This window comes from Sphaerisporangium melleum (genome assembly GCF_014646695.1).
GTDB lineage: Bacteria > Actinomycetota > Actinomycetes > Streptosporangiales > Streptosporangiaceae > Sphaerisporangium > Sphaerisporangium melleum.
The window spans coordinates 86339-98913 of record NZ_BMNT01000001.1 but is presented as its reverse complement, the minus strand read 5'-3'; the positions used below and the strand labels follow the sequence as shown (position 1 = coordinate 98913).

Annotated in this window: 24 protein-coding genes; 22 read left to right on the top strand and 2 right to left on the bottom strand. The window is 69.2% G+C overall.

The annotated features are described in order from the left end of the window. The 5 genes from IEY93_RS00795 to IEY93_RS00775 all read left to right on the top strand — a co-directional run. Positions 1–247 (top strand): hypothetical protein (locus tag IEY93_RS00795; protein ID WP_189160962.1); only part of this gene is annotated, 247 nt, incomplete at its 5' end. Next, positions 244–585, top strand: coding sequence for a LexA family protein (locus IEY93_RS00790; RefSeq protein WP_203967887.1), 342 nt, complete (start codon positions 244–246; stop codon positions 583–585). The genes IEY93_RS00795 and IEY93_RS00790, both read left to right, overlap by 4 nt. Continuing rightward, on the top strand, positions 582–827 hold the full coding sequence (locus tag IEY93_RS00785) for a hypothetical protein (RefSeq protein WP_189160960.1): 246 nt from the start codon (positions 582–584) through the stop codon (positions 825–827). Before IEY93_RS00790 ends, IEY93_RS00785 begins: the two co-directional genes overlap by 4 nt. Then, complete coding sequence (locus IEY93_RS00780; RefSeq protein WP_189160959.1) at positions 824–1687, top strand: SPFH domain-containing protein; 864 nt, start codon at positions 824–826, stop codon at positions 1685–1687. Before IEY93_RS00785 ends, IEY93_RS00780 begins: the two co-directional genes overlap by 4 nt. Positions 1688–1798: 111 nt before the next feature. Further along, on the top strand, positions 1799–2215 hold the full coding sequence (locus IEY93_RS00775) for a hypothetical protein (RefSeq protein ID WP_189160958.1): 417 nt from the start codon (positions 1799–1801) through the stop codon (positions 2213–2215). Between the two features lie 76 nt (positions 2216–2291). Here IEY93_RS00775 and IEY93_RS00770 read toward each other — a convergent pair whose 3' ends face one another. Together IEY93_RS00770 and IEY93_RS00765 are read right to left on the bottom strand one after the other, a co-directional pair. Continuing rightward, positions 2292–2903 carry a GIY-YIG nuclease family protein gene (locus IEY93_RS00770; RefSeq protein ID WP_189160957.1) on the bottom strand — a complete coding sequence of 204 codons (612 nt, stop codon included), beginning with the start codon at positions 2901–2903 and terminating at the stop codon, positions 2292–2294. Then, positions 2896–3096, bottom strand: coding sequence for a hypothetical protein (locus IEY93_RS00765; RefSeq protein WP_189160956.1), 201 nt, complete (start codon positions 3094–3096; stop codon positions 2896–2898). Before IEY93_RS00765 ends, IEY93_RS00770 begins: the two co-directional genes overlap by 8 nt. Positions 3097–3263: 167 nt before the next feature. Between IEY93_RS00765 and IEY93_RS00760 the strand changes: the two genes are divergently transcribed. From IEY93_RS00760 to IEY93_RS00680, 17 genes are all read left to right on the top strand, one after another. Next, positions 3264–3671, top strand: a complete 408-nt coding sequence (locus IEY93_RS00760) for a hypothetical protein (RefSeq protein WP_189160955.1) — start codon at positions 3264–3266, stop codon at positions 3669–3671. After that, positions 3668–4075, top strand: a complete 408-nt coding sequence (locus tag IEY93_RS00755) for a DUF7736 domain-containing protein (RefSeq protein WP_189160954.1) — start codon at positions 3668–3670, stop codon at positions 4073–4075. Before IEY93_RS00760 ends, IEY93_RS00755 begins: the two co-directional genes overlap by 4 nt. A gap of 58 nt (positions 4076–4133) precedes the next feature. Further along, a complete protein-coding gene (locus IEY93_RS00750; RefSeq protein WP_189160953.1) occupies positions 4134–4775 on the top strand; it encodes a hypothetical protein in 642 nt (213 codons plus the stop codon). Further along, positions 4775–5065: a hypothetical protein gene (locus IEY93_RS00745; protein WP_189160952.1), complete on the top strand. Its 291-nt coding sequence runs from the start codon at positions 4775–4777 to the stop codon at positions 5063–5065. The genes IEY93_RS00750 and IEY93_RS00745 overlap by 1 nt, the downstream gene beginning before the upstream one ends. Continuing rightward, on the top strand, positions 5062–5670 hold the full coding sequence (locus IEY93_RS00740) for a hypothetical protein (protein WP_189160951.1): 609 nt from the start codon (positions 5062–5064) through the stop codon (positions 5668–5670). The genes IEY93_RS00745 and IEY93_RS00740 overlap by 4 nt, the downstream gene beginning before the upstream one ends. Next, positions 5670–6086, top strand: coding sequence for a hypothetical protein (locus tag IEY93_RS00735; protein WP_189160950.1), 417 nt, complete (start codon positions 5670–5672; stop codon positions 6084–6086). The genes IEY93_RS00740 and IEY93_RS00735 overlap by 1 nt, the downstream gene beginning before the upstream one ends. Beyond that, a complete protein-coding gene (locus IEY93_RS00730; RefSeq protein WP_189160949.1) occupies positions 6083–7006 on the top strand; it encodes a hypothetical protein in 924 nt (307 codons plus the stop codon). Before IEY93_RS00735 ends, IEY93_RS00730 begins: the two co-directional genes overlap by 4 nt. 157 nt (positions 7007–7163) lie before the next feature. Then, positions 7164–7721: an HAD domain-containing protein gene (locus IEY93_RS00725; RefSeq protein WP_189160948.1), complete on the top strand. Its 558-nt coding sequence runs from the start codon at positions 7164–7166 to the stop codon at positions 7719–7721. Continuing rightward, positions 7718–8110, top strand: coding sequence for a hypothetical protein (locus tag IEY93_RS00720; protein ID WP_189160947.1), 393 nt, complete (start codon positions 7718–7720; stop codon positions 8108–8110). Before IEY93_RS00725 ends, IEY93_RS00720 begins: the two co-directional genes overlap by 4 nt. Continuing rightward, positions 8103–8738 (top strand): hypothetical protein, encoded by a 636-nt coding sequence (locus tag IEY93_RS00715; RefSeq protein ID WP_189160946.1) that lies wholly within the window; start codon positions 8103–8105, stop codon positions 8736–8738. The genes IEY93_RS00720 and IEY93_RS00715 overlap by 8 nt, the downstream gene beginning before the upstream one ends. Further along, on the top strand, positions 8735–9025 hold the full coding sequence (locus IEY93_RS00710; RefSeq protein ID WP_189160945.1) for a hypothetical protein: 291 nt from the start codon (positions 8735–8737) through the stop codon (positions 9023–9025). Before IEY93_RS00715 ends, IEY93_RS00710 begins: the two co-directional genes overlap by 4 nt. Continuing rightward, complete coding sequence (locus IEY93_RS00705; RefSeq protein WP_189160944.1) at positions 9025–9288, top strand: hypothetical protein; 264 nt, start codon at positions 9025–9027, stop codon at positions 9286–9288. Before IEY93_RS00710 ends, IEY93_RS00705 begins: the two co-directional genes overlap by 1 nt. After that, on the top strand, positions 9285–9557 hold the full coding sequence (locus IEY93_RS00700; protein ID WP_189160943.1) for a hypothetical protein: 273 nt from the start codon (positions 9285–9287) through the stop codon (positions 9555–9557). Before IEY93_RS00705 ends, IEY93_RS00700 begins: the two co-directional genes overlap by 4 nt. Further along, positions 9554–9985: a hypothetical protein gene (locus tag IEY93_RS00695; RefSeq protein ID WP_189160942.1), complete on the top strand. Its 432-nt coding sequence runs from the start codon at positions 9554–9556 to the stop codon at positions 9983–9985. The genes IEY93_RS00700 and IEY93_RS00695 overlap by 4 nt, the downstream gene beginning before the upstream one ends. Then, positions 9985–10614 carry a hypothetical protein gene (locus tag IEY93_RS00690; RefSeq protein ID WP_189160941.1) on the top strand — a complete coding sequence of 210 codons (630 nt, stop codon included), beginning with the start codon at positions 9985–9987 and terminating at the stop codon, positions 10612–10614. Before IEY93_RS00695 ends, IEY93_RS00690 begins: the two co-directional genes overlap by 1 nt. Beyond that, complete coding sequence (locus IEY93_RS00685; protein WP_189160940.1) at positions 10611–10790, top strand: hypothetical protein; 180 nt, start codon at positions 10611–10613, stop codon at positions 10788–10790. The genes IEY93_RS00690 and IEY93_RS00685 overlap by 4 nt, the downstream gene beginning before the upstream one ends. Then, on the top strand, positions 10787–12547 hold the full coding sequence (locus tag IEY93_RS00680; RefSeq protein WP_203967886.1) for a DNA cytosine methyltransferase: 1761 nt from the start codon (positions 10787–10789) through the stop codon (positions 12545–12547). Before IEY93_RS00685 ends, IEY93_RS00680 begins: the two co-directional genes overlap by 4 nt. Positions 12548–12575 lie beyond the last annotated feature (28 nt).

Genomic DNA, 12575 nt, shown 5'->3' with positions numbered 1-12575 from the left:
CTGGGTTCTTCTCGACGACGAGGGCGGGCACCGGCCGGCGCCGCGCGCCGCTTGGGATCGCTCCGACGGCCTGCTGCCCGTGGTCGTCGTGGACGACTACGACCACCTCGGGTTCGTGGACGTGCCGACAGAGGTTCTCGAACGTTACGGCCACCTGGCCTGCCACGGCTACGAGTGGGACGAGGAGTTCGTCGTGCACTGCTCTTGCGGCGCCGTGGACCTGTTCGTGGCGGAGGTGGCGTCGTGATCCGCCCGAGGAACCGCCGCCTGCTCGTGCTCCGCGCCATCGCCTCCCACGTGGAACGCCACGGGTACGCGCCGTCGATCCGGGAGATCGGCCGCGGGGCGGGCCTGGCCAGCACGTCGTCGGTCACCCACCACCTGTCCCGGCTCGCCCGCATGGGGCTGATCGAGTACCGGCCGCGGTGCCCTCGCGCTCTGCGCGTCGTGCTCACCTCGGGCGTGGCCACGGTGCCCGTCGTGCTCACCTCGGGCGTGGCCACGGTGCCCGTCGTCCCCTGCTCGGAGTGCGGACAGGACATGCCCGAAGACCACACCCGGCACCTGGCGGGAGGCACGAAGTGAGAGCTGTCGTCGGATTCCTCGCGCTGGCGCTGATCGTCGCGCTGGTCGTACTCGGTGTGTTGCTGCTGCGCTGGTCCGCTCGTAAGGCACTGGAGCTTCGGGCCCTAAGTCGCTACCGCCGTCTCGTCGCCGGTCTTGAGGCCCGCGCGGTCGAGCACGTCGAGCTCGGCGACCCATTCGCGGTCATCGCGCTCGACGAGATCCGCAAGTCGAACATCAACCCCCCGAGAGGGCTGCAATGAACCGCCGTACCGCTACCACCGCTGCCGCTGCGCTGCTCGTCGCCGCCGTCGGCTCGGGGTGCGCCATCACCACCGACACCAACGAGCGTGGCCTGGACTACGACTACGACTCCTGGTCCGGTGAGAAGACCCTGGAAGGGTGCGTCGAGCCGGGCCAGCGTGCTTGGCAGGACATCAACGACCCTGGCGTGGCGCTGCCCGCGGACCAGCGGTCCTTCGAGTTCCGCTCCGACCCCAAGGATCCGCGCGTTCCCGCGTCGGGCGCCGAGTCAGGATCTATCGGCGTCGTCTCCAAGGACAACCTGGAGATGTCCGTTGAGGGTGTCGCCACCTTCTACCTGACGTCGGACTGCCAGACGCTCGACAAGTTCTGGCGCACCATCGGGCAGAAGTACAGCGCCGACTCCGAGGAGGGGTGGGCGCGCATGCTCGGCGTCTACGTCAAGCAGCCGCTGGACAGGGCGATGGACGCCGCAGCGAAGAAGTACCCGTGGAAGGACCTGTTCGCCAACCCTCAGGTGAAGCAGGCATGGGAGACCGAGGTGGCTGGCCTGGCGTCCCAGTTCATCAAGGAGCAGGCCGGCGCCGACTACTTCACCGGGTTCAAGTTCACCCTCCAGCAGCCGCAGCCACCCCAGAAGGTGCGTGAGGCGCTGGCCGCCGCACAGGAAGCGGTCGAGCAGAACGCCGCCCAGAAGAACCGCAACGAGCAGGTGAAGACCGAGATCCAGTCCATCAAGGAACTGGTCGACGTGCTCGGCCCGAGCGGCTACGTGCTCTACCAGGCCATCAAGGACGGCAAGGTCACCATCGTCCCGGTTCCTGTCGGTAGCTCCGTGAACGTCTCGCCGAAGAACTGACCGTCTACCGCTGACTTCCGCCGAGCCCTCGCCGATCGGGGGTGGGGCTCGGCGGCCTCCCTTCTTGAACTGGAGATCGAGTTAATGGACGACATTCGTACAGAGCAGCGGATGGAAGATCCGTCCGCCATCGAGCCGGACTGGGATCGGGACGACGACCGGGAACCGGAACCGCCGGAGCAGGACGAGTCGCCGCTGGACCTGGTCGCGGCTCGCGCGGTCTTGGCCGCTTTCCAGGAGGAGTCATGCGTCCTGGGCCACAAGGGGCGGGAGGCGCTCGACCTGCTGCCCGTGGCGCTGGACGAGGTGGAGGCGCTGCGCAGGGAGCTCGCCTACTGGCGGGGCCTGCCGATGCGGGAGGAGTACGCGGTCACCGAGGACGGCAAGGCCCCCGACGCGGCGGATACCCACATCCGCTACGACGCCGCCGAGGAAGCCGAACGGCACGCCGGCACCGCGGGCCACTTGTGGACCCGGTCCCTGACGGAGCACCCGTGGGTGGGGCTGGTCAACGAGCCGCCTTTCTAGCAGCTCCGCGCAGCAAAGAGCCCCGCCCGTTGCGGGCGGGGCTCCACGAGGAGAAGACCGGAGAGGAGGAGGGGTGTCAGCTCTTGGCGCGCTTGCCGAGCTCGTCGCCGATGCGATGGAGCAGGGCGGCGAGTTCATCGTTAGGCATGCTTTCGATGTCTGGCGCAACCTCGGTGACTTGGAAGTCCTCCTCGTCCAGGAAGCCGGCCGCTACGAACGCTTCCAACACTGGGCGTCCGTAGGCGCGCGCGAAGCCTGCGATGTTCTCGCTCTTGGGCTGAGTTGTCCGCCATCGGGCGACGCTGGCCTGCGAGATTCCAACTCGATCCGCAATAGCGGTCTGCGTGGCACCCCCGCTAACCGTTGTGACGTACTCCCACCAGCGGATTGCAGGAGCCTCGCTGGCAATTCCGAGGCTGATGGCGCGCCGGGCCAGGACGTCCCGACGTCGTCCTGGCATGCCAGTCACGTTGTAGGCCGGGCTATCTGCGCTGATGGCAGCAGTCTCGGCAGCGGCGGCCCGCTGCCGACTGTCGTGCCACTCGACTTCCTTGCGGGTGACCTCTGGCCACCACCTCTTGTCTCGGGAGTGCTGCTCCCAGCGGAGCGTAGGGCTTGCGGTGATTCCGACGTAGAGCAGGACATCGTTTGCGTCGTACAGGCGGTAGAGGGCGGTCCGTTCAGTCATCGCCGGGCTCGGCCTTCGACTGCTGCAGTCGGTGGAGCCGCCGGCGCTTGGCGATGTACTCCTGCAGCGCGGTCTTCACGACGTCGGTGTTCGAGCTGCCGTCCTCGTGGGCGATCCATTCGACCTGCTCCCAGATCTCGTCGCCGAGTCGTACGTAGCGGACTGGCGTCTGACCGGTCTTGGGTCGCGGCATCGCTCTTCTCCCGTGCGTGTGCGTACGGGGAAGCATATGCGCCCTCCTTTCTCGACTTCCTATGTGTACTGACACTAACACGGCTAGAAGGCTTGTGGTTCAGTAGGTTCAGCGGTATATCTGTACGACAGAAACGATGTGAGACCGTACGACAGGCAGGAGTCCCAATGGCTGACAAGCTCTCGATCGAAGACCTCGCCCCGTCGCCCCAGCGCGCCGAAGACGCCACCGCGGAGGGCCTGGCCAAGCAGTACGCGGCGTTCGCCCACCTGCACTTCCGTCTCGGCTTCGACCACCCGGACCGGGACAAGGCCGACCAGTCGATGGGCATGTTCACGTCCTTCTACTCCATCGCCTACCTGTTCCGGGAGATCAAGACGATCATCGGTGGCGATGCCGCCGATGGGGTGGCCAGGAACTTCTGGGAGTCGCTGGACAACCCGCACACCCTGGGCCCGGACGTGTGGTCGTGGCTGACCGAGTACGGCATCGACCCGGAGCAGATCAACGGGATCGCTGAGCGGCTCATCGCGGACGACGCCAAGGCGGAGGTTCCGACCGGCGGTGAGGCGTGAGCGAGCGCGAGCCCAAGGTCTTCCACCTCGGCGACATTCTGACCGTCACCACAGACCGCCTCGTCTCCCCGGACGGCATGGACGGCGTCTACCAGATCTTGAACTGGATGACCGGCGAAAGCCTGTTCACTCACCAGCTCATACGCGCCGCGAAGGAGTGCGCCGAGTCGCTGCGCGAGCAGCATCCGGCGCTCGCCGACATCGACGTCCCCGACTGGGTGAACGACGAGGCGACGGTGAAGCGCTGGCTCGACTCCCAGGTGTCCGTGTTCGGCGAATGGTGGCCGGTCGAGCCGCTCGCGCCGGGCCAACGCCAGTACATCGACCCGGTCACCGAGCTGCGGCAGATGACTTCCGGCAGGCCGGTCCATGTGGTCGAGGTCGACGGCCACGACCCCTCTTGACCTTCCTTGCTTCCTCTCGCCTAGGAAGCCCCCGTAACCCCCGAACGGAGAACCACCCATGCGTGACCGTGGCAACAGCAAGGGCAACCAGCCCTACCCGAACCAGGCCCCCGTCCAGTCGGCTCCGGCGCCCGCGCCGGTCCCGGTGTTCCCGTCCGAGCACGCCCGCAAGAGCTTCGAGACCCGCCAGAACCAGCACTACCGGGCCGTCATCGCCGACGCCTCCCGACAGGCGGGCACTGCGGTCGGCCTCGGCCGGCAGATCGACTCCCTGTCGCAGGCCAACCAGCAGGACGCCGACTCCATCGCCGCGGCGGAGCAGTCCATCCGGGAGATGCGCGTGGCGATCGACCAGCGCAACCAGGAGATCGCCCGGCTGGCCGACGAGAAGGGCCTCAACGAGCGGATGGCTCAGAACAACCGCGACGACGCCGAGGCGACGGCCCGGCTTCTGGAGATGCACGGCTGTCCCCGGCCGACCGTGGACGTGCTCGTGGCCCCGGTTGCCGAGCAGACCCCTACCGGGGACCCGGGGGCGCTGCCGTGCCGGTGCGGGGACCTGATGCGGCTGGACCTGGAGCGGAACCAGTACATCCACGACATCCCGGGGGGCGGCTGGGAGTTGGCCGGGGAGTCGTGCAAGCGGCGTCGGCAGGACACGCTGACGATGCCTCCCGTCGACGACGTGGCGGTGGGCTGATGAGTCTCCTGCTCCGGCCGCGTGAGAGCGGCCGTCACCGCGCCGACTCGCTGACCGAGACGCCTGCCTTACCACGCAGGTCGCGCCTGACGGCGCCGTTCGTCCGTCACGCCCGCCGGCCTCGCCCGCAGATCGTCCGGGAGTTCACCGGGTGGAGCGGCCTGGCCCGCCTGTGCGAGGAGGCCGCGAGGAACCCGGTGGTCGACCCGCGGATCGCGTTCCCGGCCCGGTTCCGCGCCGACGCCGATCACACCCAGCCGTTCACCTTCAACCTCAAGGACTTCCAGTGAGCACCGAGACCCCCGAGCGCCCCAAGAGCGCATACCAGCTTCGCGGCGAGGCGATCGCCCGCGCCCTCGGCGTGTGGCAGGACTCGCCGGATGACGGCGAGAACCCGCACACGACCGGTTCCGACCCGCTCGCCGGCGCCGCGGCCCTGGAGGACTGCCTGCGCGAGGAGGGCCTCCAGATCCTGCCGGCCGGGCCGTCGGGCGGCCGGTGGCGGGTCCTGGCCGGCGGGAAGCCCGTCCCGTACGCCGGGCAGTCCCGGCCGTCGGGCCCGGTGGACGCGGACACCGCGGCGGAGCTGTTCCTGCTCGCCGCCCGCGACGCCGACCAGGGCGACGGCGGGACGCCGATCGTGGTGCGGCCGGCGACGGATCGGGAGCAGGTCCAGCACGCCGTGCTGGGAGACGCCGCCGTGATCGAGGACGCCGTCGAGATCGACGCCACCACGTACTGGGTCATCGCACCGACCGATGGCGCGCCCACGCGGACGCTGGAGTTCGCCGCCGCTGACGGCAAGACGGTCCGGGTCCGCCTCCGGCACGGGCTGTTCGAGGCGCTCGCCAACTCGTGCCGCACCGAGGCCGACGAGATCGGCGGTGGCGAGTAATGGGCGCCGAGATCACTCCCGAGGACGTTGTCGCCGACCTGTTCCTCGCTGAGGGCACTGTGTACGACGACAACGGCACCGGCATGTTGCACGAGATCAAGGCGGCAGGTTCCGTCATGGAGATCGCCATCACGCCTTGTGATGACGAGGGCATGGCGTCCGACGAGCCGGTCCACTTCCGTGCGGTCGTCGTCGAGGGAGACCAGGCGCCGATCGTGCTCCAGGAGCCGGCCGAGCTCGGCATGTCCTGGCCGGACGGCGGAGACCTGCTCGCCCTGACCGGCGAGGGCATCGTGTTCTACCCGCGCGGGGTGGACAAGTGGGCGATGGACCCGGACGAGGCGCTGGAGTACGCCGCCCAGCTCGCTGCCATGGCCTACGCCCGCAAGGCCGCCGAGGCCGGTGAGGTCCGATGAGCCGCGAGGACATCGCGGAGCGCTTCAAGCGCGACACCGCCGAGCACGTGATGACCATCCGCCACGACGACGGCCTGTACCGGCACCTGCAGTTCTCCAACCCTGACCGCCGGTGGGCCTACTGGTTCCAGATCATCACCGTTCCGAACGCGCTGATCTTCCGAGGTGATGGCGAAAGCTTCGTCTTCAGCCGCCTGGAGGACATGTTCGCGTTCTTTCGGGGCCCGATCGGTCACATCAACCCGACCTACTGGGCGGAGAAGCTGACCTCCGACCGGGACAGCGTCATGAAGTACTCCCAGGACCTGTTCAACCAGCACGTCGCCGACGACCTCAAGCAGGCCGAGGCGGACTGGCCTGGTGTGACTGCGGCATGGGAGAAGAAGGTCAGCGGCTTCTTCGCCGAGTACAACACCGAGTACGAGCACGATGCCCGTGCGGCGCTGAACGACTTCCAGTATCTGCCCGAGGGGGCCACCGGAGAGCCGTTCCGCTTCCAGGACGCCTGGGAGTGGCAGCTCAAGGAGTACCACTGGTGGTTCCTGTGGGCGCTCCACGGGATCGTCTGGGGCATCGCCCAGTACGACGCCGCGAAGGCCGCGAGCGAGGACACCTACCTGGTCTGGTCGAACGAGCACCGCTGCTGGTGGGGACCGAACCGAAGCGGGTACGCCCAGGACGTCTGGAAGGCCGGCCGCTACGACCGCGAGTCCGCTGCCGCCATCTGCCAGACCCGCTCCTGGCCTCAGGACGCACCGCCCCCTGAGGTGATGGTGCTCGCCCCCGAGGCCGGCCGCGGCGCCTTCACGGTGGATGACTTCCGCGTCCTGCCGGAGATGATGCGCCAGCGGGTTGAAGAAGCGACCGGTAAGGCGATCAGCGACCGCGATGCAGATCAGTCTGCGGCGGTGACAGCGTGAGCCGCCACGTCTTCGCTGGCCTGGTCGCCGTGGCCGCTGCCGCTGTTCTCTGCCTGGTCCTCGCGGGGATCGCTGTCGCCGCGGGCGAGGTCTCTCCTCGGGTTGGCACGGTCCCGTCTCCTGCTCCCGGCCCGGTCGTCCAGGTGGGAGGTGCAAGGTGAGCACCCTCACGCTGGAAACGCCGGCCGCGGCCACCGCCGCCGAGACGAGGCGCCCGCTGATCCTGCTCGACGTGGACGGCGTGCTGAACCCCTTCGTGCGTCCCGGCCCGGAGTGGGAGCGGTACCGCTGCTCCGGCGGGAACGGGACGTTCAACCTGTGGCTCAACCCCGACCACGGGCCCGCCTTGTACGGCCTCGCGAAGAAGACCGGCGCGGAGCTGGTGTGGGCGACCACGTGGGAGCACCACGCCAACCGGGAGATCGCCCCGATCCTCGGCCTGCCCGAGCTGCCGGTCATCGAGGTCAGCCAGGGCGACGACTGCGACAACCCGCTGGTGTGCTGGAAGACCCCCGCTGTCGCCGCCTACGTGGACCGCCGGCCGTTCGTGTGGTTCGACGACGACCTGACCAAGGCCGACCGCAAGTGGCTCGACGGACAGCCCGGCGTCGGCGAGTTCCGGCTGATCCACGTCGGAGGACGGTCCGGGATCAACGACTCGCATCTCGCCGACGCGGAGGCGTGGCTGGCGAAGCACTCGGGAGGTGGCCAGTGATCGACCCTTACGCAGCCTACGACGCGCTCACGCGGAACCTGAGCGAGTTCGAGGTCACCGAGGATCACCTGAAGTTGCTGCGCCGCGCGAACGTCACCTTCGGCGGTAGCGAGTGGGGCGCCCCGTGTATCGACGGAAAGCGGCCCTACGGGTCGGGGAACCTCGTCGAGTCCATCGCGCAGGCCGTGTGGCCGCAGTGGGGCGATTGGGACCAGGAGCGGCAGGCGCGCTACCTCGACGAGTCCCGCGACGACCTGATCCGCCTCCACGCCGCGACAACAGTCGCGTTGGAGATCTGCCTCCTGCGAGGCGAGTTCAAGGCGGGCCGGTATCGGCTCGTGGACTGGCGCCAGTGGGAGCCCGTCCAGGTGGGAGGTCCCCGTGGCTGAGCCGATGAGCACCGAGCGCCTCGCCGAGATCCGTGACCGCGAGCAGAAGGCGGCACCTGGACCGTACGTACCGGAGTGGGACTCCTGCGACTGTGACGACGCCGCCGGATGCGGCCTGGGTCACCGCTGGGTCACCGCTCTGCGTTTGCCGGAGCCGCACACCCGCAGCCATACGGGCGAGCCGCAGCCGTGGGAGTTCTTGTACTCGGAGATCGGCCAGTTCGCTCCTGACACGGCACTGTTCTTCGCGACTGCCGGCGAGGACGTCCGCGCCCTGCTCGCGGAGGTGGAGCGGCTCAACCGTGTCGTTGGCCTGCTGGGCCGGTCTCTCCAGAGCGACTCGCAGGACTTCATCGACGTCTGCTCCGAGGTCGTCACGCTGCGCCAGGACACCGCCGAGCTTGAGCAGATGGTCGCCGAGTTGACGGCGAAGAACCTGGGCCTGATCGGCGAGCGGGACCGTCTCCGCGAGGCGTGGCAGAACCTCGCCAAGAGCATGCGTGAGATTCACGGCGTCCACCCGATGAACGTCAAGGACCCGGACCCTGCGCGGCAGTACTGCGAGGCCGACGGAGAGCCGTGGCCTTGTCCGACGTACCGCCTCGTCATGAAGGCGGTGGGCGAGTGAACGCCGGCATCGTCCTCATCGTCGTTGGCCTGGTCGTCCTCGGGGCGGCCAATGCGGGTTGGTGGTGGCTGCGGGGCCGTTCCCTGCGGGAGCGGGTCACTTCGCTGACCGGCCAGTTGGCCACGGCCATGCGCAACGCGTTCCGCCTGTCCGGCCACGTCTCGGAGCTGGAGGCGGAGAACGCCTCCCTGAAGGCACGCAACGAGATGCTCGCCGGCCTGGTGGGCGCGGACGCCGAACGGGCCGCCCTGCAGGGCTCCTGCGCCGACGAGGCCAGGTGGCTGTGATGGGCAACCTCCTGTTCGCGGTCCTGGACGCCGACGCGCAGAGCGCCGCGGTGTCTCGGGCGTGGGTGCTTGTCTTCGCCGTCGCGCTGACGGTCGCGCTCGCCGCCGGGGTGTCGCTCCACCTCCGCCACAAGCGGCGCGCCGAGCAGGCGCGGGCGGCGGCCCGGCGCCACCTCGCCGCCGGCTACCGGGCCATCCCCGCCGCTGAGGCCGAGGAATTCGAGCGGATCACCGCCCGGCTTCGCGAGGGAGACGACCAGTGACCCTCCTCGCCGCGGTTCTCGCCTTGGCCGGTGCCGGCCTTGCCCTCACTCATGACGTCCTGCTCGCCCAGGACGCCGAACCGTCCCCGGAGAGGTGGACGCCCATGGACCTGTTCCTCCAAGCCGGCGGCCTGGCCGTGCTGCTCCTCGCTGCGTTCCTCAAGCTCCGCGAGCGTCCCGTCGAGGAGACGCCGGTGGAGCACGAGCACGCCCTGATCTGGGCGCTGTACACCGCCCCCCTCGACCAGAACCGGGAGGAGACCCGATGAACGCCCGCCTCGACTCCGCAGACCTGCTCCGCCGGGCCGCCGCCAAGCTGCGCGAGACGGCAGCCGGGACCACCTCCGGTGACTGGGATGTCCGCGACTCGGGCGAGCTGGTCGCTTGGCAGGACACCGAGGACCAGCGGTTCGAGTACCTCGTGGAGTGCGTCGAGTGGGAGAACCCTGCCGATCCGAAGTGGATCGCGGTGGCGTCACCCGCGCTGGCGGAGCCACTCGCCGCGTGGCTGGAGGAGGTCGCCCGCCAGTACGAAATGGCCCCGTGCAACAGCCCGGACGGCCTGTGCAACGGGTGCGAGCGCCGCGACGACTTCGTGTACGCCTTCAACGTCGCCCAGGCCATCCTCGGCGAGACCGCGCCGCCCTCCCGCATGTTCGCCGACACCAAGCCTGTCGAGGCCGAGGTGGGGTCGTGATGGCGAGCCAGAAGCGGCAGATCGGTATCTGCGCCTCCTGCAACGTCGAAGGCGAACTCGTGGGGCGCAACCTTCACCAGAACTGCTACTTGCGGCACTACAGACGCGGCACGCTGGACCAGTTCCCGAAGGTGCGGCAGCCCGCGCGGCAGCAGTCGAGCGACCGGCCTTTGGTCAGCCGCCAGGAGACCACAAGCCTGCGGCGCGAGGAGTTCGCCCGCCTACGGAAGGGCGGGGTCGCGGTCGAGGAAGCCGGGACGCGTATCGGTGTCTCGTCGACCACGGCGTGGCGGTACGAGGCGGCGCTGATCGAAACCGGGTGGTGCCCGCCGGCCCGGCGTGTGTGCAACTCGCCCGAGGAGATCGACCGGATTCGTGTCGCGCTTCTCGCGCACCTTGACCGTTACCCGGCCTTGTCGTTCAGCGTCTGGGATCTCACGCGAGTCATCGACCCGCTCCACGGGCGGACCGTGAAGAACCTGCTCGGACGTCTTGCGTCCGCTGGCCTCGTCGAGGTCGTCGACGGCCGCCGGGACCCGCAGTCGCCAGGCGTGCGGGCACGCCGGTACCGGTCCGTGGCGGGCGCCCGGCAGGACCACGCGCAAAGCGAACTTGCGGTGGCGTCGTGACCCTCGTGGACCTCTCCCTCAGGCCGAACGCCTACCGGCCCCGGGAATGCGTCTGCGGCGAACTCGAAGTCGCGCACAACATCCGCACCAACGGGACCCGCGGCGCCTGCTCGACCAGCCGTGGGCCGAAGGCCACTCCCTGCCCCTGCAAGACCTTCAAGGAGAAGACCCCGTGACGTTGTCGCTCATGGATTGGTTCTGCGGAGCCGGCGGCAGCAGCCAGGGCGCGCACGCTGTGCCTGGCGTGACGGTGACTCTCGCCGCGAACCACTGGGAACGCGCCATCGAGTCGCACGCGATGAACTTTCCGAAGACCGATCATTACCGCGGTGACATCCGCGAAGCGCCCGTCCACCGTTGGCCCGTCGCTGACCTGTTCTGGGCTAGCCCGGAATGCCCGCAGTGGTCCAACGCTCGTGGCAAGCGGCGCGACTTCGCCACTTCGCAGCAGGGCGAGCTGTTCGGGCCCGAGAAGGACGAAGAGGTCGAGCGTTCTCGTGCCCTGATGGAGGAGGTGCCGCTGTACCTGCGCGGCGTCCAGGACCGCGGAGGGCTCGTCCTGGCTGGCGTGGTGGAGAACGTCGTGGACGTGCGGGCCTGGGACCAGTGGGACCGGTGGATCGGCGAGATCAAGAAGCTGGGCTACCGGACCCGCGTGGTGGCGATGAACTCGATGCACGCCCACGCCACTCGCACTCCGATCGCGCCCCAGTCGAGGGACCGGCTGTACGTCGCGTACTGGCATCGCAGCATCGGCCGGGACCCGGACTGGGACAAGTGGCTCCGCCCGCAGGCGTGGTGCCCAGGCTGCGAGCGGGTCGTCCGTGCGGTGCAGGTGTTCAAGCAGCCCGGCGCTGACATGGGCCGCTATCGCCAGCAGTACGTTTACCGGTGCCCGTCGGCTACGTGCCGCAACTCGGTCGTGGAGCCGCACGTCCTTCCGGCCGCCGCGGCGATCGACTGGTCGCTGCCCGGGCAGCGGATCGGCGACCGGTCCAAGCCCCTCGCCGACAAGACCCTGGCCCGCATCCAGGCCGGCCTCGCCAAGTATGCCCGCCCCATCACCCTGGAGGCCGCGGGCAACACCTTCGAACGCCGTCCTGGGGTGCGGACGTGGCCGGTCGACGGGCCGCTCACCACGCAGACCACCACGGCGACCAAGGCGATGGCTTACGAGCCGTTCATGGTCCCGGCCGGCGGGACGTGGCGCAACGAGGCGACCCCCGTATCGGAGCCGATGCCCACCCGGACCACCCGGGAGAACGACGGCATAGCCATCCCGCCGCTGCTGATCCCCGTCGAAGGGCGCGACGGCAAGGAACCGAGCCCCGCCACCTCGCCCCTGCGCACGCAGACGGCACGCAACGAGACCGGCCTGGCGTGGCTGCCGTTCATCGCCGAACTCCGCGGCGGATCCTCCGACGCCCGCCCGGTGTCCGACGCGCTCGCCACCGTCACCGCGTCGGGGAACCACCACGGGCTCGTCGCCCCGCCCGTCACCGCCTTGGTGATGCGGAACAACACTCCACGCGGCGACGCCAGCCAGATGTCCACACCGGTCACCGAGCCGCTGCGCACCCTGACTGCGGCCGGCCACCAGTCCCTCATCACTTGGGAGACGCTCCTCGTCCCGTACTACGGCAACGGCAATGCCCGCCCGGCCGGTGAGCCGGTCGGCACCCTGTCCACCCGCGACCGGTACGCCGTCGTCAACGGCCTCGACGAGATCGACCTGGACGACGTGCTGTTCCGGATGTTGGAGCCCCACGAGATCGGCCGGGCGATGGCGTTCGGCGAGGGCTACGTGGTCGTCGGCAACAAGCGGGAGCGCGTCAGGCAGTACGGCAACGCCGTTACGCCACCAGTCGCGGAGTTGCTGGTTTCGGCGCTGGTTGAAGCCATCACTGGCGAGGACATCGAGGCGGCTGCCTGATGCCCTCCGAGAGAGAACACGGGACACC

What these genes read in the sequence shown, in the direction of transcription:
- IEY93_RS00780 (WP_189160959.1), top strand. Translation starts at nt 824, where the DNA reads ATGAACCGCCGTACCGCTACCACCGCTGCCGCTGCGCTGCTCGTCGCC.
- IEY93_RS00775 (WP_189160958.1), top strand. Translation starts at nt 1,799, where the DNA reads ATGGAAGATCCGTCCGCCATCGAGCCGGACTGGGATCGGGACGACGAC.
- IEY93_RS00770 (WP_189160957.1), bottom strand. Translation starts at nt 2,903, where the DNA reads ATGACTGAACGGACCGCCCTCTACCGCCTGTACGACGCAAACGATGTC.
- IEY93_RS00765 (WP_189160956.1), bottom strand. Translation starts at nt 3,096, where the DNA reads ATGCCGCGACCCAAGACCGGTCAGACGCCAGTCCGCTACGTACGACTC.
- IEY93_RS00760 (WP_189160955.1), top strand. Translation starts at nt 3,264, where the DNA reads ATGGCTGACAAGCTCTCGATCGAAGACCTCGCCCCGTCGCCCCAGCGC.
- IEY93_RS00750 (WP_189160953.1), top strand. Translation starts at nt 4,134, where the DNA reads ATGCGTGACCGTGGCAACAGCAAGGGCAACCAGCCCTACCCGAACCAG.
- IEY93_RS00745 (WP_189160952.1), top strand. Translation starts at nt 4,775, where the DNA reads ATGAGTCTCCTGCTCCGGCCGCGTGAGAGCGGCCGTCACCGCGCCGAC.
- IEY93_RS00735 (WP_189160950.1), top strand. Translation starts at nt 5,670, where the DNA reads ATGGGCGCCGAGATCACTCCCGAGGACGTTGTCGCCGACCTGTTCCTC.
- IEY93_RS00730 (WP_189160949.1), top strand. Translation starts at nt 6,083, where the DNA reads ATGAGCCGCGAGGACATCGCGGAGCGCTTCAAGCGCGACACCGCCGAG.
- IEY93_RS00705 (WP_189160944.1), top strand. Translation starts at nt 9,025, where the DNA reads ATGGGCAACCTCCTGTTCGCGGTCCTGGACGCCGACGCGCAGAGCGCC.
- IEY93_RS00695 (WP_189160942.1), top strand. Translation starts at nt 9,554, where the DNA reads ATGAACGCCCGCCTCGACTCCGCAGACCTGCTCCGCCGGGCCGCCGCC.
- IEY93_RS00690 (WP_189160941.1), top strand. Translation starts at nt 9,985, where the DNA reads ATGGCGAGCCAGAAGCGGCAGATCGGTATCTGCGCCTCCTGCAACGTC.